Below are 22,246 nucleotides of genomic sequence, written 5' to 3' on the forward strand. Positions count from 1 at the left end.
CTTATGTAGTAGTCTACTGATTGGGCAGCCTCAGCCAATGGCGTTGGGCCGGGCCCAACGCTCCTGCGGCCGCTAGTTAGCGGTCAGCTGCTTGCGAAGCTGCCGCCGGCTAAGCGGGTGCAAGTCGCCGTCGAGGCCGATACTAAAGAAATGTTCGGTGAAGGTGGTGGCGTTGCGGCCATACTGCACCGTGCGCGGGCGGCTGTACAGCACCACGCTATCCTGGTACGTTACCAGGTAGGCCTGGTGGTTGACCAGCCGAAACACCTGGTGCTCCGCGTTGGCATAGCCCCATACGTGGGCCACCGGCACCTGATGCACGGTGTAAGTGCCCGCCGCCACTACCACCAGGTGGCCGCTGGCCGGCCGCAAATGTTCGACGCGGCCCGGGTGGGCGGGGGCGTTGCGCAGCACTTCCGTGCTGCTAAAATAAACGCCGGGCCGCAGGGGCGTATCGGGCGGCGTGGCCGCCGTGGCAGCCACAAAGGCCGCCAGCAAATAGGGGAAGGTAAACATGAGTTGGGTGGGGGGGTAGGAAGCGTATGTACTGTTTTTATACGCAAAATATTTCCGCCCGATGTGGTAGCGCGCCGCCGCGCCACGGCAGCCTGCTAACTAACTGGTCAGCGGTGCGGTAACCCAAAAATCGGGTGGCCACTTCGTAGCCGCGTTGGCCCTACCCCCCGGCTGTCTGCCTACGCGTGCGCAGGCAGACAGCTATCCCAAAAAACGACTTGCGAGATGCAAAAGCCGCTACTTCAGCCGTACCAGCGTGGCGCCGTAGCCAAACTTCTCTTTCTGGGCTTCTTCGAAGAATTTAATGTCCTTGTTGCGGCTCAGCTGGCGGTGAATCTCCTTGCGCAGCACACCGTTGCCGGCGCCGTGGATGAAGATGATTTCGTGCATATTAGTGGCCAGGGCGCGGCTCAGCGCATCCTCAAACGCATCGAGCTGGAGGCGCAGCAGGGCCGTATTGCTGAGGTCGGCGGTGCCTTCGGGGCGCAGGGCTTCGATGTGCAGGTCGAACTCGTGGGGCGGGGCCACCAGGGCCGCGGCCGGCTTGGGGGGGGTAGGGGCCAGCACGGCCGGCGTGGGGGCAGGCTTGTCGCCGCCCAGCGCCTGCTGCAGCTTGGTGGCCTGCTGGCTATTGAGCACGGGCGGGGGGGTAGCGGCGGCTTCGAGGGCGGCTTCGGCCTGGGCCAGCTTCTCGGGGTTGAGGGCCGGGGCGGGGCGCTCATCGAGCTGAAACAGATACGCCTCCTTGCCAATAACCGGCGCGGGCCGGCGGCTGGTGTAAAACGTGGTGGCCTTGAACGACTGGCGCTTGGTGAGCAAGTCGTAGGCCGAGTCGCTGTTCAGCTTAAAATTCAGCAGCTGAAACACCACAGCTGGCCACTGCTCGAAGTCCTTGAGGTGCAGGTGGGCCAGTGGGGCGCTGGCGGCCTTGGCCTTGAGCTGGCCGGTGGCCAGGGCGCGGTACTTGCCCGCGCGCTCCTCGCCGTAGGTGAAGACGACCTCGGCCTCGGTATTGTTGAGCAGGTGCAGGGCCAGCAGCTCGGGGGCCTGGTGCACCAGCGCCAGGTACAGGCCTTTGGCGGCGGGCGGCGGGGGGGTAGCGGCGGCCGGGCGCGGCGGCATGGCGGCGCTGGGGCCGCTGGCCTGGGGCGCGCCCGGGGGGGTAGGGGCCGCCGGGGCGGGCGCGCCGGGGCGCTGGGCCTTGGGCTGGCCGCCCTGGGGCTTGTTCTTTTTGCTGCCGGTGGTGGGGCGGGCAATCTCGGGGGCGGCGCGGCGGAAAGCCTGGCCCTCTTCGGCGGCTACGGGCACGAGCTCGCGCAGCAGCACCGGAATGGTGAAGTCGTTGTCGATGGCCACTTCCACGAGCTCGCTGTCGAGCACGCGGGTGATAATTCCTTCTTCAGTGCCCGTGAGCAGGCGTACTCTATCTCCTACGTTCATAATCTACAGCTTTTAGCGAATCGTACAAAGTACGCGTTGCAGCCGGGAAAGGTCGTGGTGGCGGTTAATACGGGCGTTGAGGAAGCGCCGAAACAGCGTGAAAACAGGCCATTGGTGAGCGCAAACGTTTGTGGTAGCTATCCAAAAAAATCCAGGAATCTTACCCAAAATGCGTCTGTAGCAGCACTATCTTAGCTAAACACCCGCAAAAAACGAAACTCAACGCTCGTTTTTGCAGCTTTTCCCACCCATTATATGAAAAAACCTCAACTCCACGGGCAGTGGCTGCTGGCCTTGCTAGTGGCACTGGGCTGGGCCTCGGCGGCCCAGGCGCAGGTCACGGCCAGCCCGGCCTCCTTCACGGCCGATACGCCCGTGACCCTCACCTACGATGCCACCCAGGGCAACGCGGCCCTCAACAACTTTGCGGACGATGTCTACATCTGGACCGGCGTAGTCACAAGCAGCGCCGCCGGCACGGGCTGGACCCTTGTTAAGAGCCCCACCTTCGGCCAGGCCGACCCGGCGGCCAAGATGACGCGCAGCGCCACCAACCCCAACCTCTACACCATCACCTTCACGCCCCGCACGTTTTACGGGGTGCCGAGCGGCACGCCCATCTACCGGCTGGGCATGATTTTCAAGGATGCGGCTGGTACTAAGGTGGGCCGCACCACCACCGGCAGCGATATTTTCGTGGATGTGGCGCAGGATGCCTTCAACCTGCGCTTTACCAGCCCCGGCGGCGCGGCGCCCTACTACCTGCCGCAGAACACGGCCACCAACGTAACCGTGACGACCAACGCGGCGGCCACCATTACGCTGTTTCTCAATGATGTGCAGGTAGCGCAGCAGGCCAACGTGACGAGCCTCACGGCCCCCATTACCCTAGCGGCGGCGGCGGGCACGCTCAAGGCTACGGCCACCAACGGCACCAGCACGGCCACCATTCAGGCGGCGGTGCAGTCCTACCCCCCCGTGACGGTAGCGGCGTTGCCGGCCGGCGCCAACGTCGATGGCATTACCTATATCAACGGCGGCATCTCGGCTATTCTCACCCTCACGGCCCCGCGCAAGCAGTTTGTGTACGTGGTGGGCGATTTCAACAACTGGCAGCCCACGGCCGCCGGCTTTATGAAGCGCACCACTGCCAGCAGCCCCGCCTTGCTCAGTGATGCGGCCTCGGCCACCGACGCGGCCAGCGCCCGCTGGTGGGTGCAGGTTGATGGCCTCACGCCCGGCACCGAGTACGCCTACCAGTTTCTGGTAGATGGCCAGCTGCGCGTGGCCGACCCGTACTGCGCCAAAATTCTGGACCCTGGCAGCGATAAGGACATTCCGACCAGCACCTACCCCGGCCTGGTGGCCGCCTACCCCACCACCAAGGCCACGGGCATAGTTTCGGTGCTGCAGCCTGGCAAGGCCGCTTATACCTGGACGACCACCAACTTCCAGCGTCCGGCCCGCACCAACATGGTGATATATGAGCTGCTGGTGCGCGACTTCGTGGCCGCCCACGACTACAAAACCCTGCGCGACACGCTCAGCTACATGCAGCGCCTCGGCGTTAATGTGATTGAGCTGCTGCCGATTAACGAGTTTGATAACAACGAAAGCTGGGGCTACAACCCGAGCTTCTACTTCGCGCCCGACAAATACTACGGCACCCAGGACGCGCTGAAGGCCTTTATTGACGAGTGCCACCGCCGCGGCATTGCGGTGGTGCTGGATATGGTGCTCAATCATTCGAGTGGCAACAGCCCGATGGTGCAGCTCTACGGCGACGTTACTACCGGCCCCACGGCCGACAACCCGTGGTTTAACACCGCGGCCCCGCACCCCTACAGCGTGTACAATGACCTCAACCACGAGAGTCCATACACCCGGCTTTTCTCCAAGAACGTCATCAAGTTCTGGCTCCAGGAGTACCACGTGGATGGCTATCGCTTCGACCTGGCGGGTGGCTTTAGCCAGGCGCCCAAAACGGAGGCCAACTACAGCGACTACGACCAGACGCGCATCGACATCTGGAAGGACTACTACGCCTACCAAATGAGCGTGGATAATGCCTCTTACCCCATTCTGGAGCACTTTCCCAACTACAACTCGGACCCCACCAAGGACGAAGGCAAGGTACTGGCCGACTACGGCATGATGCTCTGGGATAACCTGAACCCTAACTATACGCAGGCTGCCATGGGCTACAGCAGCGGCTGGGACCTGAGCTACGGCTACTATGGCAACCAGGGGGGTAGGGGCTGGAACCAGCCCAACACGGTAACCTACATGGAGAGCCACGACGAGGAGCGGATGCAATTCAAAAACATCACCTACGGCAACAGCAGCGGCGCCTACACCACCAAAGACCCGGCCACCGGCCTCCAGCGCGATGAGCTGGCGGCTACCCTGTTCTTTACCCAGCCCGGCCCGCGCCTGGTGTGGCAGTTTGGCGAGGTAGGCTACGACATCAGCATTGACCAGAACGGGCGCACCGGCACCAAGCCGATTCTCTGGAACTACTACAATGAGCCCAACCGCCGCCACCTTTTCGACACCTACCGCGCCCTCATTGCCCTGAAAAAGCAGCCGGTATTTGCCGCCCCCACCGCCTACACCCAAAACCTGAGCGGGCCGGTTAAGGCCACGTACGTCACGGGCACTGACTTGAGCGTGGTGTCATTTGGCAATTTCGACGTAGTAGCCAACTCGGCGGCCATCACCTTCCCAACCATCGGCACCTGGTATAACTACCTCGACGGCACGCAGCTGGCCGTGGCCACCACGCCCATGACCATGAGCTTGCAGCCCGGCCAATACGCCGTGTACACGAGCCGTAAAATCACGGCGCCCACCGGCACCACCCTGGCCACCACGCCGCAGCAAACCGCCGTGTTCCAGCTCAGCGTGGCTCCCAACCCGGCCGCGGGCACCACGGCCATCACCTACGCGCTGCCCGCGGCGGCCACCACCACCATCGCGGTGCAAAACCTGCTGGGCCAGACCATCCGGCAGCTGGCCCCGGCCCGCCAGGCCGCCGGCCCGCAAACCCAGGCGCTGCCGCTGCAAGGCCTGGCGCCCGGCGTGTACCTGGTGCGCCTGCAGGCCGCAGGCCAGACCCAGACGGCCCGCCTGCTGGTGCAGTAGCCGCCTACCCCCCTCGCGGTGGCCCAAGCCCGTGGCAACCGGCCGGCTGGTTTTTTAGGCAAAAAAAGGGTCCCGCTGCGCAGGCAGCGGGACCCTTTTTTTGCGTTCTGGTCCGGTGAGGGGGGTAGGCGGCTACTGCACCAGCAGGCGGGCCGTCTGGGTCTGGCCTGCGGCTTGTAGGCGCACGCCGGCCAGAAGGCCTGGCAAAAACTGGCTCCCAAGCTCATTGGCGTATAAATATAGAATGTTTCATTTTTTATTGATTCATAATCAATGAGTTGGCAAAGGCGATAGTATATTGGCCCGCTCATCTCTTCTGGCCACACGCAATGGAACCACAACCTCACCTGCAGCCCGTTCGCTCATACGAGTTGGACCTAATGCGCTTTCTGGCGGCGCTGGCGGTGGTGCTGTACCACTACACCTACCGCGGTTTTGCGGCCGACAACCTCAGCCCGGTCAGCTACCCGGCCATCGATGGCGTTACGCGGTACGGCTACCTGGGGGTAGAGCTGTTCTTTCTCATTAGTGGCTACGTCGTGCTGCTGTCGGCCTATGGCAAGACGGTGAAGCAGTTTTTTCTGTCGCGCGTTACGCGCTTGTACCCAGCCTTTTGGGCGGCCTGCACGGCCACGTTCGTATTCGTGCGGCTGCTGGGCCCCCGGCTCGCCCCCACCGATGCCCACTATTCACCCTACCTGGTGGTGTACTTCAAGCAATACGCCGTCAACATGACGATGCTGTTTGATTATTTCGGCTACCTGAACCTGGATACGGCCTACTGGTCACTGACTTACGAAATTTCCTTTTATTTCCTTATCACCCTGCTCATTAGCTACAACTTACTGACCAACATCCCGCCCGTTATTGCCGGTTGGCTGCTGCTCACGCTGGGCTGCTACCTGGTGCTGGGCTCCGGTAGCCACGCACCGGTAACCTACCTCTTTATCCCGAGGTACAGCCCCTATTTTGCGGCGGGCATGCTGTTCTACCTGTTGCAGCACCGCATGGCACCCGCCGGCCGGCTCTACGCCCTGCTACTGGGGGCCTGGGTGCTGGCCCTCTACACGGCGCATCACGAAATGAAAGCCCTGAATCAGATTTTTCATAATCCGAACGCTTATTCCTACGCGGTAGTAGCCAGCATTACCACGGGCTTTTTCCTGTTATTCTGGCTCATGATTCAGCGCGTCTTCGTGCTGGCTCCATCGCCCTGGCTCGTGCTGCTGGGGTCGCTGACCTACCCTTTGTATCTCATTCACAGTAATATTGGCTACGTGGCTTATCAGCGGCTGGCGCCTTTTGTGGGCCGCTGGCCGCTGCTACTGCTGCTGGTTGGCAGCATGCTGGGCCTGGCCTACCTCATTCACGTACTGGTAGAGCGCAAGCTTAGTAAAGTGCTAAAGCAGGTGGTGCAGGAGTTGCTGCTGCGCTTAACGCCCGCGCCGCCTCCGCAGCAATACACCGACCGGTTTGAGCTTGAAAAGGAGAAGGCCACAAGCCTCAGCAATCCCATTGGCTGACGAGCGGCCTATGGCACAGCCGAACAACCCGCAAAAAAAAGGACGTCGTGCTAAGCATGACGTCCTTTTTCAATTCAAAGTCAGTTGTGAATCAATGGCTTGAAGTGCAACTGGCAGCTGGCAACTAACTAACTGTGCACAGCAGCCCGCTTCGTACACCGACTGGGGCCACCGCCCTACCCCTCGTGGAAGCTTACCAGGTCGTCGATGGGCGAGCGGATAATCTTGCCTACCTGCATGCCGTGGCCGTTGGCCACCTGCGTAAGGGCATCGCGGAAGTTATAGCCCACCGAGCCAATGCAGTTGAACGTGAGGTTCTGGTAGCCAGGGTAGTGCAGTACAATATTCTGGAAGAACGCCTCGAACGCCTCCACCACAATCTGGCGGCAGTAGCTCACGTTGTTGTGGTCGTAGGCAAACTTGGCGAAGCTGGCCAGGAAGCGGTTGGGCAGCGGCTGGTTGTAGAGCTGGTCGATGATGTCGTTGCGGGTGCCGAGCTGGTATTCCTCCTTCAAAGCCTCCTGCAAGCCGTCGGGCAGCAGGTCGCGCAGGTAGTCACGTAGCAGGCGCTTGCCCAGAAACGAGCCGCTGCCCTCATCACCCAAAAAGTACCCCAGCGAGTCCACGTTGTGCGTGATTTTTTCGCCGTCGTAGATGCACGAGTTGGTGCCCGTGCCCAGAATGGCCGCAAAGCCCGCCTCGTGGCCCAGCAGGGCGCGGGCGGCGGCCAGCAGGTCTTCGGTCACCTCTACTTTGTTGGCGCCGGTAAAAACCTGGCGCATGGCGGCGGCAATCACCTCGGCCTTGGCCGGGCTCGACACACCCGCGCCGTAAAAATAAATTTCGCGGACTTCGGTGCGGGGCAGCGTATCGGGCAGGTTTTTGTCGAGCGAAGCCACGATGGTGGCCGTATCTACAAAATCAGGATTATAGCCTTCCGTGTTGAAATACACGCGCTGGCCCGTATCAGAAAGCTGGCACCAATTGGTTTTGGTCGAGCCACCGTCGGCAATAAGAATCATGGGCAATCAGGTAATTGGGAAGTAGGTGGTAGTAAATTCACCCGTAAAGAAAAGGCTAGTTCGTCTTTTTAGCTTATAAATAGCAGCAAGTAGACCAGCTTGCCACACTTTGCGCCCGCGCTGCACCAGCTATTACGCGTTACTTAGTGCCGATTACCGAAGGCAGCAGGTCAATCCAGCCGTCTTCGCTCACCACAATGGCCAGGCAGGGGTAGGGCGAGGAGCTGACGTAGCGCACGGCCGAGTTGTAGCGCGCCCCACGGCTGCTGTCGCCCTTTTCCGTGGCCTGCCCGTCCAGTATTACCCCGATGGCGTGGCACACCCCGTCGGGCTCGATGAGCACCGCGCCGTCGATGCTGCTGGCTTGGCGCAGCACTGGGGCCGTCATGGGCCGCGGCACCACCCGAAAGCACTGGCGGCGCAGGCGCTCGGCCTCGGGCTTGGCCCCGGCCGTGATGCAGAGCATGGTGCCGTGGCTCTGGTTGGAGGCCTCCAGGGCCAGCTCCCAGAGGTAGTCCACGCGCACGTCGTCCACGGCCGGAAATACCTGCCGAATCACGCGGTCGAAGTTGTCGGCCTGCACCTTGCCCTGGGGCAGGCGCGGCGTGTTGCTCACCACCCGCATGAGGGTGTGGCCGGCGTGGCGCAGCTCCCAGCCGTAGTGATTAGTGAAATGCACGGTGGCCAGGGGCTCGTAGCGGGCGTCGGTTTCGGCCACGGCGTGGCCCAGCCCAAACACGTGCGCCGCGTCCGACACCAGGCCCGTCGAGCCCTCCGTCAGCTCCAGCAGCTTCCGGATGGAGCGGTGGTCGCGCAGCGGCACCGGCGTTTCCAGGGTCAGTACCGGCGTGATGGCCGCGTGCTGGCGGCGGCCCAGCAGCATAGTGCCGCGGCCCTCGTCGCCCTCGTGGCGCAGGGCGGCCACGCCCAGGCAGGCATCATACAGGCCGTGGGCATTGCCGGGCGAGATGCGCAGCATGAGGCGGCGGCCCGCCCCGCGCAGCACCTCGTTGTAGTCGCGGTCCAGCACCGGCTGCTCGTTGTCGGCGGTGTCGGCCTCGCGCAGGGCGCGGGTGCACTCGTGCAAAAACTCCAGCACCGCCGCGTGGGGCAGCGAGCTGGGCCGGTTGGGCCCCGGCTTGCCGGGTAGGGTATAGTAGGAATTATAGGTGTCGGCCGCCAGCTGCAACACCACCACCACCAGGTAGCCATTGAGGCTGAGCGGGATAGAGCAGAAACAGCGCCGGTTCTCGGTGCGGCACTCCACCAGCTCCTTCAGGGTTTGGTCGGTGGCCTTGCACACCAGCTCGTACCAGTGCTGCTTTTCCATGCGGTCGTGGTCCTGCGGGTGCAGGTGGTACACGTTGTCGCGCGGGCTCAGGTCGGCCGCCTCAAACGAGCTGGCCAGCGTTTTGATGCCCCCAAAATCGGCCGGGCCGTAGCGCAGGCTGGTGGGCTCCACCACTACGCTCTCGGGGTCGTCTTCCTCGCGGCCCGAAGCCAGGCCCAGCAGAAAAACCTCCGGCCGCAGGTTGCGGTCGAGCAAATTAAAAATTCCTTCGGCAAACAGCTGAGCCGAAACGCGAAACAAGCTTTGGTGTTCCCACATAGGGGTAGTCGGGTGGGGGCGATGGGGCGATGGCCGCCAGGGCCGGAAGGGCCGCCCGCGAAGGCGGGGCAGCACTGGCTTTTTGCGCATACGTAAAATTTGGGCAAATAGTAATGCGCGGCCCCCGAAGCCGCACTTTTTACTCGTAAAAGACGTATCTTCGGGCAACCGCCCGGTGCGGTTCACCAGCCCCTCACTTTCTTCCTGCCTGCCTATGCTCTTCGTCGACATGCTCCTGGTGATGGTGGTCGCGCTGTCCTTTATTCCCATCATGACCGGCTACTGCGCCGCCTCGCGCGGGCGCTCGTTCTGGCTGTGGTTTGCCTTGGGCTGGCTGCTGCCCATTGTATCGTTTCTGCTGCTGTTCGCCCTCATCGCCCGCGACGAGCTTGACCCCGGCCGCCAGCTGCTGCGCGAAGCCCGCCAGATTCTAAAAGAATCGGAGGGGAAGAAAGTAGAGCGCTAGCCCGCGGCGTCGCTTGGTTCAGGTAGGTGGGGTAGGGCGCGCACAAAGGTGGGTTCTGGCTTACAGCCCCAAGCCACTAGTCAAGCTCCTTGCTGCCAACGCGCCACGCCCGCTGCCACCCAGGCGCCGGTGCTGAAGCAGCCTTGCAACAGGTAGCCGCCGGTGGGCGCCTCCCAATCGAGCATTTCGCCGGCCACGAAAGTGCCGGGGCGGCGGTGCAGCATTAGGTACTCATCGACTTCGGCAAACGGCACCCCGCCCGCCGATGAAATGGCCTCGGCTAGCGGCCGCAGGCCTACCACCGTAATTGGCAGCGCCGTAATAGCTTCGGCCAAATCGGAGGGGGTAGGGCCCGCCAGCTCGCGTAGCAGCGTGGGCACCGGCGGCCGCAGGCTGAACATGCTGCCCAAAAAAGCGGGCAGCGAAGTGCCAGCCCGGCGCTGCGCTAGCCGCCGCGCCACCTCGGCCGGCGGCAGGTCGGGCTTCAGGTTCAGGTGCAGCTGGGCAGGGCTGCCCGCCGCCAGCGCCGCCCGCACCTGCGGCGTGAGGGCGTACACCGGCGTGCCCTCCAGGCCGTAGTCGGTGAGCAGAATCTCGCCGCGCACGGTGTGGCCGCCGCAGCTCAAGGCAATATTTTTGAGCGGGGCGCGGCCCACTTTCTCCTTAAAAAACGCCGACCACGCCACCTCAGCCCCGCAGTTGGCGGGCTGCCAGGGCTGGCACGGCACGCCTATTTCCTGTAAAAACTGCGTCCAGTGGCCATCGGAGCCGGTTTGGGGCCAGCTTGCGCCGCCCAGCGCCAGCACGGTGGCGGCGGGCGTAAGGGTAAAGTTCTCGCCGGTCGTCTCCGCCAAAAAGCGCAGGCCGCTTGCGCCCGCAAAGCCCAGCCAGCGGTGGCGGGTGTGGACTTCAACGCCCAGCTCGCGCAGCCGGCGCAGCCAGGCGCGCAGCAGGTCGGCGGGCTTGTGCTGGCTTTCGGGAAACACGCGCCCGCTGCTGCCCACGAAGGTGGCAATGCCCAGGTCGGCCGCCCAGGACCGCAAATCGGTGGGCGAAAAATGGGCTAGCAGCTTGCCGAAAAAAGCCGCCTGCGCGCCATAGTGCGCCGCCATTGGCCCTACCCCCTCGCCATTGGTCAGGTTGAAGCCGCCGTGGCCGGCTACCAAAAACTTGCGCCCCACAGTGGCTTTTTGCTCAAAAACCCGCACCCGAAAGCCGGCCTCGGCCAGGCGCTGGGCGGCCAGCAAGCCCGCCGGGCCACCGCCCACTACGGCCACCAGCGGGGGGGTAGGGCCGGTGGTAGGAGCAGCAGTAGGAAACATGAAGGGAGACGTAATAAGGCGATACGATGCGCGCCGCGCGCCGGGCGCGGAGTAGCGCGCTGCAAAGTTCGCGCCCCGGCTTGGTAACAGCCCACCGCCGCCGCCCGTACGTGTACGCCGCATGAGTTCTTATAGTATCCTGATTGGCCTGAGCCTGGCCGTAATTCTCTCCTACCTTTTCAACCTGGCCTCGCGGGCTACGCGGGTGCCGTCGGTGCTGCTGCTGCTGCTCACGGGCATTGGCCTGCGGCAATGGGCCGAGTACCAGGGGGTAAACTTCCACATTCCCAAAACACTGCTCGAAATATTCGGCATTATTGGCTTGATAATGATAGTGTTGGAGGGCGCCCTCGACCTGCGCCTGAGCCGCGACAAGGTGCCGCTCATCCGGCGCTCGTTCTTCGCGGCGGCGCTCATGCTGGTAGGCCAGGCCGCCGCCATCGGCGGCTTGCTGCACCTGTGGCTGGGCGCCAGCTGGCAAACCTGCCTGCTCAATGCCGTGCCGCTGGTGGTCATCAGCAGCGCCATCGCCATCCCAAGCGTGGCCAACCTCACGGGCGACAAGCAGGAGTTTATCGTCTACGAAAGCACGTTTTCCGACATTCTGGGCATTATGCTATTCAATTTCGTCGACCAGGAAGACTTTTACCAGGGCCACGGGCTCTTCACCTTCGCCAGGGGGGTAGTGCTGATTGTGGTGGTGGCCGTGCTCAGCACCGTGTTGCTCAGCTTTTTGCTGGGCCGCCTGCGCGAGCACGTCAAGTTTTTCCTGCTCTTCGCGTTCCTTATTCTCATTTATAGCCTGGCCAAGCAGCTGCACCTCTCGTCGCTGCTGCTGGTGCTGGCCTTCGGCCTGGCCGTCAACAACGCCGACCTGCTGCTGGGCTGGGTGCGCCTGCGCACCGGCTGGCGCGGCCTCACGGTGGAGGACCTGGCCCCCGACCTGCACCAGCTCAAGAACATCACGGCCGAGTCGGCCTTTCTCATTCGCACGTTTTTTTTCCTGCTCTTTGGCTATTCCATCACCCTGGCCAACCTCATCAGCTGGCAGCTGCTGGGCCAGGGGCTGCTGATAGTGGGCGTGCTCACCGCCATTCGCTACGGCTACTTGCGCTTCGTGGCCCGCACCGACCTCATGCCCGAGCTGTTTATCGCGCCCAAAGGCCTCATCACGGTGCTGCTCTTCTACAGCATTCCGACCCAGCACCTGCTCGGCGACGTGAGCGAGAATATCCTCTTTATGGTCATTCTCCTCACCAGCGTGCTGATGATGGTGGGCCTGATTGCCAGCCACCAGCGCCCCACGGCCGCCATCGAGTTTTGAGGGGGGTAGGAGAATTGTAAACCAAGAATGACGGGTTATAAATCTGATAGTCAAATTTATAACCCGTCATTCTTGTTTTAGGCGTAGCTGCCTTCAATGGAACACGCAAACTGTTCACTTCCACTCTTTAACTAACTGGCCAGAAGCAGCCACCCATTACGTTAGAACAGTTTCCCGGCCCATGTACGGGGCGGGTGGCCTGCACCAGCCAATCTGCACACGGACTTGGAATCTGCTTTAACCGCAGCTGTTCTGTCATTCAGCCAACAGGCAAGCCCTCAATACACCACCGTTAGTGCGCCGCTGTAAGACTTGCCGCTGCTCAGGGTAATGACGTAGTAATAGGTGCCAACCGGCACCGGCTGCCCGCCGATGGTGCCATTCCATTCGCCGCCGGAGTGGTAGCCGGAGGCCTCGAATATCTTGTTGCCCCAGCGGTTAAAGACCAGCACCCGATTGGTCGAGTAGTCGTTGATGTGGTCAATCTGCCAGGTGTCGTCGCGGCCATCGCCGTTGGGGCTGAACGCGTTGGGAATGCGCAGGCGCGGCAGCACCGTCACCGTAACCGAGCTGCGGTCGGCGCAGTTGCCTACCCCCGCCGATAGCGTGTAAGTGGTCGTTACCGTGGGGGCGGCCACGGGCCGCAGGGGGTTTGCCGTCCCAATGGTCAGGCTCTGGGCCGGCGTCCATACCACCGGGTAGCTGCCGTTGGCCTGGCCTTCGAGCACCACCTGGTCGCCCTCGGTGATGACCTTATCCGGCCCGGCCTCCACATCCACGGCCGGGCTGATGAGTGCGCGCACCCCATTTGAAACCACCGTAACCGGTCCGCAGACCGTGGGCGCGCGCAGGGCCAGCGTCACGGTTTGCCCATCGCGCAGCGTGGTGCTGCTAAACGTTGGGCCCTGGGCGCCGGCCACGGCCACGCCATCTACCTGCCACTGATACTGCGGGCTGGCCCCCTGGTTGGTGGCCTGGTCGAGCGTAAAAACCACCGGCGTGCCCACGCACACCGGCAGGGCATTGGGCCTGCTGATGGTTACGGTGGGGAGCGCCACCGGGGTCAGGCTCACTGCCACGGTGGCCACAGCCGGGCCGCTGACGCAGCTTCCGGGCGTCGCGGTCAGCTCCACCCGCACCTGGTCGGCGTTGCCCAGGGTGGTGCTGGTGTAGGTGGGGCTGGTCGCGACCAGCGTATTATTGACAAACCAGCGGTAGGTAGGGGCCGCCCCGGCGTTGGTAGGCACTGGGCTGAATGTGAGCGCCGTACCAGCGCACTGGGTAGGCGGAGTGGCTAGCGCTACCCCCACCGTCAGCACTGGCTGTAGCCGCACCGCCACCGCGCTGGTCACGGCGGTGCTGCATCCGCCCGATGCCACCCGCCGCCGGTAGTACATGGTGCTCGTTGCTGGGCCGGGCGCGTAGCCGGGGCCGGTAGCGCCCCCAATGGCCGCCCAGGTCGCGTTGTCGGGCGAGGACTCCCACTGGTAGGCATACGTGCCGGCGCCCCCGCTCGCGCCCGCCGTGCTGGTGAGCGCGCCCGGCGCGGTGCCCGGACACACCGTCTGGTCGGCGCCAAGGCTGCCCGGCTGCACGGCCGGGTTCACCAGAACGGCCACCGTAGCGGTGGCCGCGCAGCCGGCCGCGCTGGTCGTGGTCAGGGTATAAATCTGAGTAATAGGCGCGCTGGTGGTGTTGGGCAGCGAGACGGTAGGGTTAGCTGCGGTAGCGCTGCTCAGGCCGGTGGCCGGGCTCCAGCTGTAGGTGAGGCCGGCCACCGGGGCAGCGCCCAGCTGGGCCGTGCCGCCCGTGCACAGCGTTGCTGCCGCTCCGGCCAGGGCCGGTGGCAACGGGTTCACCGTAACAGCCACCGTAGCGGTGGCCGCGCAGCCGGTCGCGCTGGTCGTGGTCAGGGTATAAATCTGAGTAATAGGCGCGCTGGTGGTGTTGGGTAGCGAGACGGTGGGGTTAGCTGCGGTAGCGCTGCTCAGGCCGGTGGCCGGGCTCCAGCTATAGGTGAGGCCGGCCACCGGGGCGGCGCCCAGCTGGGCCGTGCCGCCCGCGCACAGCGTTGCCGCCGCCCCGGCCAAGGCCTGTGGCAACGGGTTTACGGTGATGGTAGCCTGGGCGGTGCTGCTACAGCCGGCCGCATTGGGCATGCCCGCGAAGGTGTAGGTGGTCGTCTGGTTCGGGCTCAGCACAAACGGGCCGGCCCCGGTCAGGGGGGTAGGGCCACCCGTGAGGGTATAGGGGGCCGTGCCGCCCGTCACCGTTAGGGTGGTGCTGGTACCCTGGCAGGTGGTGAGCTTGCCCGTTACCACCAGCGATGGCACGGGAGCTATCAGCACGCGCTGCGTTACCGAGTCGGTGGGGCAGCCGTACTGGGTCAGGCCGCGGGCTACGAGGGTGCCGGTGCCGGCCGTCGTCCACTTCACCTGCACTGGGTTGGTAGTATTACTTCCCACAAAAGTGCCTCCTACCACGCGCCAACTGATTTTGGGCGCGGTGCCCCCGGTGGCCGAGTAGCTGTAGGGCATATCGAGGCTGCATACTTGCAGGTTGCCGCTGATGGCCTGGGGGCCTGGGGGCTGGGTTACGGTAATGTGCAGCACATCGGCCACCGTTTTGCCGGCGCAGCCGGTATCTTTCACCGTAAGGGCCACGTCGAAGGACTTGGGGCGGGCATAGCCGCAGCCCGCCACAAACACCAGCGTGCCCGTGACGGTGCCACTGGGGCCGCGCACCGTTGCCACGCCCGTGGGGTTGCCCGGAGCCACGGTGCCGGGGTCGCTGTTGAGCATGGCATTATAGCCGCCAGGCCCATCGAGCAGCACGCTGTTCAGCGTCATCGTCAAGGGGTGCCCATCGGACTGGGTGGCCGTTATTGGAATGGTCAGCGTGCTGCCGGCTTCCATCGTGTAGGTGCGCGGCATCGTGGTGATAGGCGGCAGCACCGGGGTTTTGGTAGGTGGGCAGGAAGCCACTACCAGCTGCAGGTCGCGCCGGGTAGTGCCAATGAGTACTTCCTGGCCGTTAATCGTGCGGTACTCCTTCACATCCACGGCCACCACGTATTTGCGGCCCACAGTAGCCGCGCCGTACTTGGCCAGGCCCGTTGAGGGGTTGAGCAGCGCAAAATTGCCCGCACCCGTACCAAACGGCGTAGCAGGCGCGTAGCCGGCCCCGGAGGTGTACTGCGCCAAGGATGGGAGCGGGCTAAAGCTGGTAACAGGTAGCGACGACGTCATGGCATAAGGCTGCCCAAACGAGTACACCAGTCGGTCGCCGTCGGCGTCCACGGCATTATTAAGCAGGTAGGTGGTGTCGTTGGCGCACACGATGGCCACGGCTTCATCCGAAAACACGGGTGAGTGATTGGGCAGCTGCGGAGGGGTTAGCGCGGTATACAGCGTCAGGGCCTGGTTGCCGGGGTCGTAGAGGTTGGTGATGTCAACATTGCGGGCGCCGTCCGTAAACAGGGCGTAGTAGCCGGTGGTCGTCATGGGCAGGTTGACAACCCCCACAAATTTCTGGAGCTGGTAGGGCTGCGACACGCCCGATATGGTGCAGCCGGGCGGAATAGTGGGCGAGATGCAGGCCGTGAGCGACGTTTGCGGAATGCTCATCATCCCCGTCTGGTTCGTAAACGTTGTGGTGTAAGAGTAGTTAATAGTCGTCAGCACCAGCCGCTTCCCGGTGGCCTGTTCGTATATACCCACGCTGGCCGAGGGGCGCGGCGCAGTAATACCAGAACTGCCGCAGTTATTGTAAACCATCACGGTTAGCTCATAGCGCAGGGGAGCCCCCACCGGGCCAGTGGCGTCGAGGTAGCGGTAGGTCATCTCGCCGCCCAGCAGGTGCGTCGCCCCGGCCGGGCGCACTACCCCCAGCAGCAACCCCAGCAACAATAGGCCCGGCAGTAGCCCCAGGCGGCTTAGTAAGTTTGAAATCATAGCAGAAAAAAGAAGGAGCAGAACTATTAGGATTTCGGCCGTGGCCGCTACCTGCCCGGCAGGAGGCAGCGCACCAGTACTGCCTGGTTACCAGGCAGTGCTGGGCTGGGATACCCATCGTGCAGAAATACAAGAGAATAAGGTGGCGTGGCCGTAGCGGCAACCACCGGCCAGCTAGGCCCGTGCGCGGGCTCCGCGGCCAAGGGCCTTGGCCCTCGGTTAGAATAACCAAGTACTGAATTATTCATTCGCCGCAAGTAAAAAAGGTTGCGCTCCAAAGATACTTGTGCACACCTCACTTTCACCAAACTATTATCCGGTAAAATTCTATAAAAAAACGGCGCAGTGCAAACCTGCCCCGCGCCGCCTTCGGCCTACACCTGCCCTTCCTCAATCAGCTCGCGGCGGTAGCGGGCCAGGATGGCGGCCTTCACGATAAACCCCAGGTAGTTGCCATCGTCGTCGCACACGGGTAGGGCGGTGCTAGCGGTGCGCTCCAGTAGGTCGAGGGCGTGCTCCACGCGGTCGGTGTCGAGGATGGTCATGGGTGGCGGCTGCATCAGCTCGCCCACCTTGATGGTGGTGTAGTGCTCGCCGTCGAAAAGCGTGTCGCGCACCATATCCAGCGTCACGATGCCGCGCAGCAGCCCGGTGCGGCTCACCACCGGAAACACGTTGCGGTGCGCGTGCCGAAACACGTCAACCAACTCGCCGAGGGTAGTGCCGGGGCTCAGCGCCACAAAATCGGTGTCGATGAGGCGGTGCAGGTCGAGGCGCGAAAGCAGGTCGCGGTCGCGGTTGGCGTACACGTCCACGCCCTTCAGCATGAGCTTGCCCGTGTACACCGAGTAGGGCTCGAAGTGCTTGGTAATGAGGTACGAAAGGCTGGTGACGAACATCAGCGGCACAAACAGCGCGTAGCCGCCCGTGATTTCGGCAATCAAAAAAATGGCCGTGAGCGGCGCGTGCACTACCCCCGCCAGCACGCCCGCCATACCCAGCACCACAAAGTGCACCTCCGGAATGGCCACCAGCCCCGTCATATTCACGAGCCGCGCAAACAGGAACCCGCCCAGCGCCCCCGCCACCAGCGACGAGCCAAACATGCCGCCGTTGCCGCCCGCGCCCACCGTAATGCTGGTGGCCACCACCTTCATCAGCATCGTGAAAAAAACCAGCAGAATGAGCAGCCACACGTTGTTGTCGCCATACACCGAAAACAGGCTGCCGTCGGTCAGCTCCTGGGCGTGGCCGGCCAGCAGCTTCTCTACCACCGTGGTGTAGCCCTCGCCGTAGAGCGGTGGAAACAGGAAAATGAGCGCGCCCAGCGCCGTGCCGCCCAATAGGATTTTCTGCCAGCGCAGCCCCGGCCAGCGCGCCCAAAAGTGGTCAAACCAGTTGTACACCCGAATCATATACACCGACAGCAGGGCCATCAGCAAACCCAGCACCAAGTAAAACGGCACCGTGTTCACCACCCACGAGTGAGTGATGAGCGCAAACGGCTGGCCCGCGTACAGCGCCTTCGACACCACCGTGGCCGTGGCCGATGAGATGAGCAGCGGAATAAAATACTGCGCCGGCAGCTCCAGCAAAATGCTTTCCACCGCAAACAGCACACCCGCGATGGGCGCATTAAAGATGGCCGCAATGCCCGCCGCCGCCCCGCAGCCCGTCAGCAGCCGCCGCCGCCGCCGGCCCGCCCGCAGCACCCGCGCCGCGTTGGAGCCAATGGCCGCGCCTGTCACCGAAATCGGCGCCTCCATACCCGCCGAGCCGCCAAACGACACCGTGAGAAAAGCCGTGATGAGCTGCGAATACAGCTTGGAAACCGGCACCAGTGCGTTTTCGCGGGCCGTGTTATAAATGATGGCACCAATGCCCCGGCCCAGGTTGCCGTGTAGCAAGTATTTGGTTACCAGCACCGTGAGCGTAATGCCAATGATGGGGTAGAGCGAGAGCGCAAACACCCGGTTGGGCTCCGTCACGGCGGCGGCCAGGCGGTCTTGCTGCCAGTGCACGGCCGTTTTGAGGGCCACCGCCGCCAGGCCCGCCAGCACGCCCACCAGCCCCGCCAGCCACACCACGTACACCCGCTCGCTCACGTGGCGCAAGCGCCAAAGCAGCAGGGGGTTGAGCAGGCGGTAGACTGTTTTTTGGGGCATCTTTGAAGGCGCTGGTTGCCGGCTTAGGCTCCTGCTGGGGGGGTAGGCTCGTAAAACCTACGTTGCTCAGCTAAACTTAGCCGACCTTCCCCCCAGATTAAGCGAAACCTTAACCGGAATTTAAGGCGCCGCCTGCAAAAACCTTACCGCGCGCAAATGCCGCGGTAGGGGCAATATTCACACTTGGCCAGGTCGTCGGTCTTGCGGATGGGCTCGGCGGGGTCCAGGATGCGCCGCGCCAGGCGCCCCACCAGCTCGGCGCTGGCCCGCAGAAAGTCGGGCTCGCCGGTGCCTTCGGTGATGAAATCGAGCGGCGCGCTCAGCAGGCCTTCGTCAATTTTACGCAAGGACATAATTGCCGCCTCCGAGCCGGGCGGCGCGGGGTTCAGCTCGTCGCTCTCAAGCATGAAGCGGTAAAGCCAAAGCTGCCGCACCTTATCGGCCCCGCTGCTTGACTCGTTGAGCAGCTTCTCGATGGTTTCGGCGGGGGGTAGGGGCTTTTGGGTGCCGCGCAGGTTCAGCTCGCGGCGCTCCACGAGGCCGGTTTTGTAGTCCACCACCCGGCGGCGGCCGTCGGGCAGCGCGTCGATGCGGTCGGCCCGCCCAAATAGGCGCACCGCCAGCGGCGCGGCCTCGCCCGGCAGGTCGGCAAAGACGGTGGCGGCCATCGGCTTTTCCTGCCCCACTATGCGCAGCGGTAGCACGCCCGGCTGCCCCGGCAAGCTCTCCAAGTACTTGCGAATGAGGCGCGTGGCCACCTGCCCCAGCACGTGGTTGAGGCCATCGTCGGGCCGGGCCTGGCGGTCGGCTTCTTCCTGGCGCAGCTGGCGCGTCACCTCGGCCGGCACCCGCTGCAAGATGGCCGGCAGGTCGGCGGCCGTCAGCTCGCGCTGCTCCAGCTCGAAGGGTTTGAGCAGCATTTCCAGCGCGTCGTGCACCACCGTGCCGAAGCCATCTGCGCCCAGCGCCTCTTCTACCTCCTCATTTTCCTGAAAGCGCGCCAGCCGCGAAAAGTAAAATTTGAGCGAGCAAGCCAGGTACTCGTTCAGCGCCGAGGGCGACAGGCCGCGCTCCAGCACCCCGCGCAGGCCGGCCAGCATGGGGCCGTCTTTAGCGAGGGTGAGGTCGCCGAGGAGCGCGCCCTCCGCGCTGACCTCACCCCCTAGCCCCCTCTCCCGTGGAGAGGCGGAACTAGCCTCTAGCTCTAGACTAGAAGTAGAAACTAGTCCCCCCTCTCCACGGGAGAGGGGGCTAGGGGGTGAGGTCAGCGCGGAGGGCGTTACCACCTCCACCGTGCGGTCTTCCAGCGCCAGTTGCGAGTTCTGCGGGGCCAGGTCGAACTCCAATTGCCGCAAAAACCGGCTGCGTTCCCCAGTCCTTACCCCCTCCGCCCCCGGCAGCACGTGCACCAAATCCACGCGGCCAGCGCGCTGCAGCAGCCGCCAGAAATTGTAGGCCGCCGTGGCCTCGGCGTCGGCGTAGGTAGGCAGCTTGAACTCGGCCAGCACATCGTAGGGGAAGAGCGACGTTTGGCGCTTGGGGGCGGGTAGGGCGTTCTCGTTGCAGCTCAGGATAATGACGTGGTCAAAATCCAGCGCGCGCGTTTCGAGCAGGCCCATTATCTGCACCTGGGCCAGCGGCTCGCCCGCGAAGGGCAGCCGCGTGCCGCGCATCTGCTCGTACAAAAATCGCCGGAACGAGCGCACGCTCAGCCGCTGCTCGCGGCAGTCGAAGGCCGAATCCAGCTGCCGCACCAGCGTGTAAAACAGGTATAAATATTCCGCCTCAATGGCCCCGTGCTCGTGCAGGTACACCTGCTTCAGCAAGTCAATCAGCACGTAGCAGGCCCGGATAATATTGTCGCAATTGTTCCAGGGTCGGAACAGCGCCTCGATGAGCGGGTGGCCCAGGCCCAGCTTCAGCAGCGTGGGGGCGGGTAGCAGCACCAGGTGCCGCTGCACTATCTGCCGGCAAATGTTGTCCAGCAGATTGTGAAACTGCGGCGCGTCCGCTTGCGCATCGAGCCACTGCTGGTAGCGGCGCAAAAATGGGTGCGCCAGCAGCTTGGTCACCGCCTGGTGGTGGTACTTGGGCACCCCAAAATCGGTGCCCTCCGCGCCCTCCCGAATGCCCGTCAGGTGCACCTCAAACAGCAAATCGACCAGGTTAAAGAGCGCCGTGCTCTGGAAGCTCAGGCCCATCGTCACGTTGAAGTCAGGTACCAGCTCGGCGGGGGGTAGGCCGTGCAGCACGGGCAGCAGCAAGGTTTCGTCGGGCAGCACCACGGCCACGGTGGCCTGCGGGTTTAGCTGGCGGGCCTCGGCCAGCAGCTGGCCGGCCAGCTTGCCCTGCATGCTGGCGTTGGCCACGCCCAGCAGGCGCACGTGGTGGGGGCGCTCGCGCAGGTGCTCCTGGCGGGTGTAGGTGTCGCGGGGCAGGTCCCACTTTTGCCAGTAGCGGCGCAGGGCCTGGCCGGCGCGGTTGGGCGAGTCGGCGTCGAGGTAAAACGGGTCGGCGTCGAAGCGCAGCTCGGCCCGGCCCACCCGGTGCAGCCGGTCGATAAACGTTTCCTCAGCCTTGCTGAGCCCGCCCAGGCCCACGAAGTAGTGCAGGGGGGGTAGGGCGCGCTTGGGGTCGGCCAGCTCGGCGCGCAGGTGCTGCACGGCGCGCCGGTAGGCCAGGCCGGGGTAGGCGAGGTGGTCCTTTTTGAGCAGCTTCTTAAAGCGCAGATACACCCGGTGCAGCTGCCCCCAGAAGCCAAAGTATCGGTCGAGCCCGGTGGTTTTCAGCTCGGGGTCGAGCTGCCAGCGCTCCAGCGCCTTGGCTTCGGCCAGGTACGCAAACACGCCCTTGGTGTCGGTCAGGTTCTGGTCGAGGCTCGAAAAATCCTGCAGCAGCAGCCCGCCCCAGCCCACGAAGTGGTCGAAGCGCAGCTCAGGGTCAATCTCCTTAAAAATATCGAATAGCCGCAGCTGCAGCGCAATCGGCTCCTCCACCTGCACACCGGCGCGCTCTATTATATAGTCTTCCATGGCCGCGATGCGCGGCGCCCACAGCGCCTGGCCCAGCGGCGTGGCCAGGGCCAGCTCATTTTTGAGGTACACCACGGCCCGGCGCGTGGGCACTATCACCACCAGGTCAGCCAGGGCGTCGGCGTCGTGGGTGGCCAGCAGCTCGGCAGCCACTTCGGCCAAAAAGGAGGGGGTAGGGGCCGGGGCTGAGGTCAGCGGCGCGGCCAGGGTTGGGGAAGGCAGCATCTACCCAAAGGTACGGCCCCCACAACCCTGGCCCGGCTGGCTGCGTTTCAGGCCGCAATTCACCGCCGTTTTACCTCGGCAATTGGCTGCTCTTTCCTCCAAAGAGTTAATCCCGAAGCTCCGCTAGCAAAAACGGCTATTCACATAATGCAACTTTTTAATTAGCAACCGGGTCTGACCTTTAAATTATTCTACTTTGCGTCCCCTCGCAAATCCTGCTCTTCTACTGCCTCCGCTCACCAATTAGCTATTGTTAAATGAACCACCAACCCGCCAAGGGCCCTCCAGAAGGTGTGCCCGAGCTGCTCGTACTGGGCAGCGGATGCACCAAATGCTGGGCTGCTGGGTACTGCGCCGTTTTTTCGCCCAACAGCCCTACGCCGCCGCCCGCTTGCCCGCTGCTGCCCTCCGCCGCTCCCCGCTCATCTGCTCCCGACCCGAAAGGGGTCCGCGACTAGTTTGCTGCTCTTTTGGATAACTCCCGCTTTCGCTCTATTTTGTAACA

At 63.6% G+C, this 22,246-nt stretch carries 12 protein-coding genes; 4 read left to right on the forward strand and 8 right to left on the reverse strand.

Annotated elements, in window-relative coordinates:
• Positions 1-72: 72 nt before the first annotated feature.
• Together E4631_RS18540 and E4631_RS18545 are read right to left on the reverse strand one after the other, a co-directional pair.
• Positions 73-516, reverse strand: coding sequence for a hypothetical protein (locus E4631_RS18540; protein ID WP_133659379.1), 444 nt, complete (start codon positions 514-516; stop codon positions 73-75).
• A gap of 237 nt (positions 517-753) precedes the next feature.
• The gene (locus E4631_RS18545) at positions 754-1,956 is read right to left on the reverse strand and encodes a Smr/MutS family protein (protein ID WP_133659380.1); all 1,203 of its coding nucleotides are present in this window, start codon (positions 1,954-1,956) and stop codon (positions 754-756) included.
• 255 nt (positions 1,957-2,211) lie between these two features.
• Between E4631_RS18545 and E4631_RS18550 the strand changes: the two genes are divergently transcribed.
• Positions 2,212-5,100 carry an alpha-amylase family glycosyl hydrolase gene (locus E4631_RS18550; RefSeq protein WP_133659381.1) on the forward strand — a complete coding sequence of 963 codons (2,889 nt, stop codon included), beginning with the start codon at positions 2,212-2,214 and terminating at the stop codon, positions 5,098-5,100.
• Positions 5,101-5,429: 329 nt separating this feature from the next.
• Entirely contained in the window at positions 5,430-6,623 is a 1,194-nt protein-coding gene (locus tag E4631_RS18555) for an acyltransferase (protein ID WP_133659382.1), read from the forward strand.
• Positions 6,624-6,799: 176 nt separating this feature from the next.
• On the opposite strand, the gene E4631_RS18560 is transcribed toward E4631_RS18555, so the two are convergent.
• Together E4631_RS18560 and E4631_RS18565 are read right to left on the reverse strand one after the other, a co-directional pair.
• On the reverse strand, positions 6,800-7,645 hold the full coding sequence (locus E4631_RS18560; RefSeq protein WP_133659383.1) for an N-acetylglucosamine kinase: 846 nt from the start codon (positions 7,643-7,645) through the stop codon (positions 6,800-6,802).
• Positions 7,646-7,784: 139 nt separating this feature from the next.
• A complete protein-coding gene (locus tag E4631_RS18565) occupies positions 7,785-9,254 on the reverse strand; it encodes a DNA integrity scanning protein DisA nucleotide-binding domain protein (RefSeq protein WP_135318622.1) in 1,470 nt (489 codons plus the stop codon).
• Between the two features lie 214 nt (positions 9,255-9,468).
• Between E4631_RS18565 and E4631_RS18570 the strand changes: the two genes are divergently transcribed.
• Positions 9,469-9,720, forward strand: coding sequence for a hypothetical protein (locus E4631_RS18570; RefSeq protein ID WP_133659385.1), 252 nt, complete (start codon positions 9,469-9,471; stop codon positions 9,718-9,720).
• Between the two features lie 80 nt (positions 9,721-9,800).
• Here the strand turns inward: E4631_RS18570 and E4631_RS18575 are convergent, their stop codons facing one another.
• Entirely contained in the window at positions 9,801-11,042 is a 1,242-nt protein-coding gene (locus E4631_RS18575; RefSeq protein ID WP_133659386.1) for a TIGR03862 family flavoprotein, read from the reverse strand.
• A 121-nt stretch (positions 11,043-11,163) separates the two neighbouring features.
• Between E4631_RS18575 and E4631_RS18580 the strand changes: the two genes are divergently transcribed.
• Positions 11,164-12,366 carry a sodium:proton antiporter gene (locus tag E4631_RS18580; protein WP_133659387.1) on the forward strand — a complete coding sequence of 401 codons (1,203 nt, stop codon included), beginning with the start codon at positions 11,164-11,166 and terminating at the stop codon, positions 12,364-12,366.
• A gap of 278 nt (positions 12,367-12,644) precedes the next feature.
• Here E4631_RS18580 and E4631_RS18585 read toward each other — a convergent pair whose 3' ends face one another.
• The 3 genes from E4631_RS18585 to E4631_RS18595 form a co-directional block, all read right to left on the reverse strand.
• A complete protein-coding gene (locus E4631_RS18585; RefSeq protein WP_133659388.1) occupies positions 12,645-16,319 on the reverse strand; it encodes a gliding motility-associated C-terminal domain-containing protein in 3,675 nt (1,224 codons plus the stop codon).
• A 374-nt stretch (positions 16,320-16,693) separates the two neighbouring features.
• The gene (locus E4631_RS18590; RefSeq protein WP_133659389.1) at positions 16,694-18,484 is read right to left on the reverse strand and encodes a chloride channel protein; all 1,791 of its coding nucleotides are present in this window, start codon (positions 18,482-18,484) and stop codon (positions 16,694-16,696) included.
• A gap of 143 nt (positions 18,485-18,627) precedes the next feature.
• Positions 18,628-21,741, reverse strand: a complete 3,114-nt coding sequence (locus E4631_RS18595) for a PD-(D/E)XK nuclease family protein (protein WP_133659390.1) — start codon at positions 21,739-21,741, stop codon at positions 18,628-18,630.
• Positions 21,742-22,246: the final 505 nt, after the last annotated feature.

It is taken from the genome of Hymenobacter sp. UV11, from assembly GCF_004684095.1.
In the GTDB taxonomy this organism is placed as follows: Bacteria; Bacteroidota; Bacteroidia; order Cytophagales; family Hymenobacteraceae; genus Hymenobacter.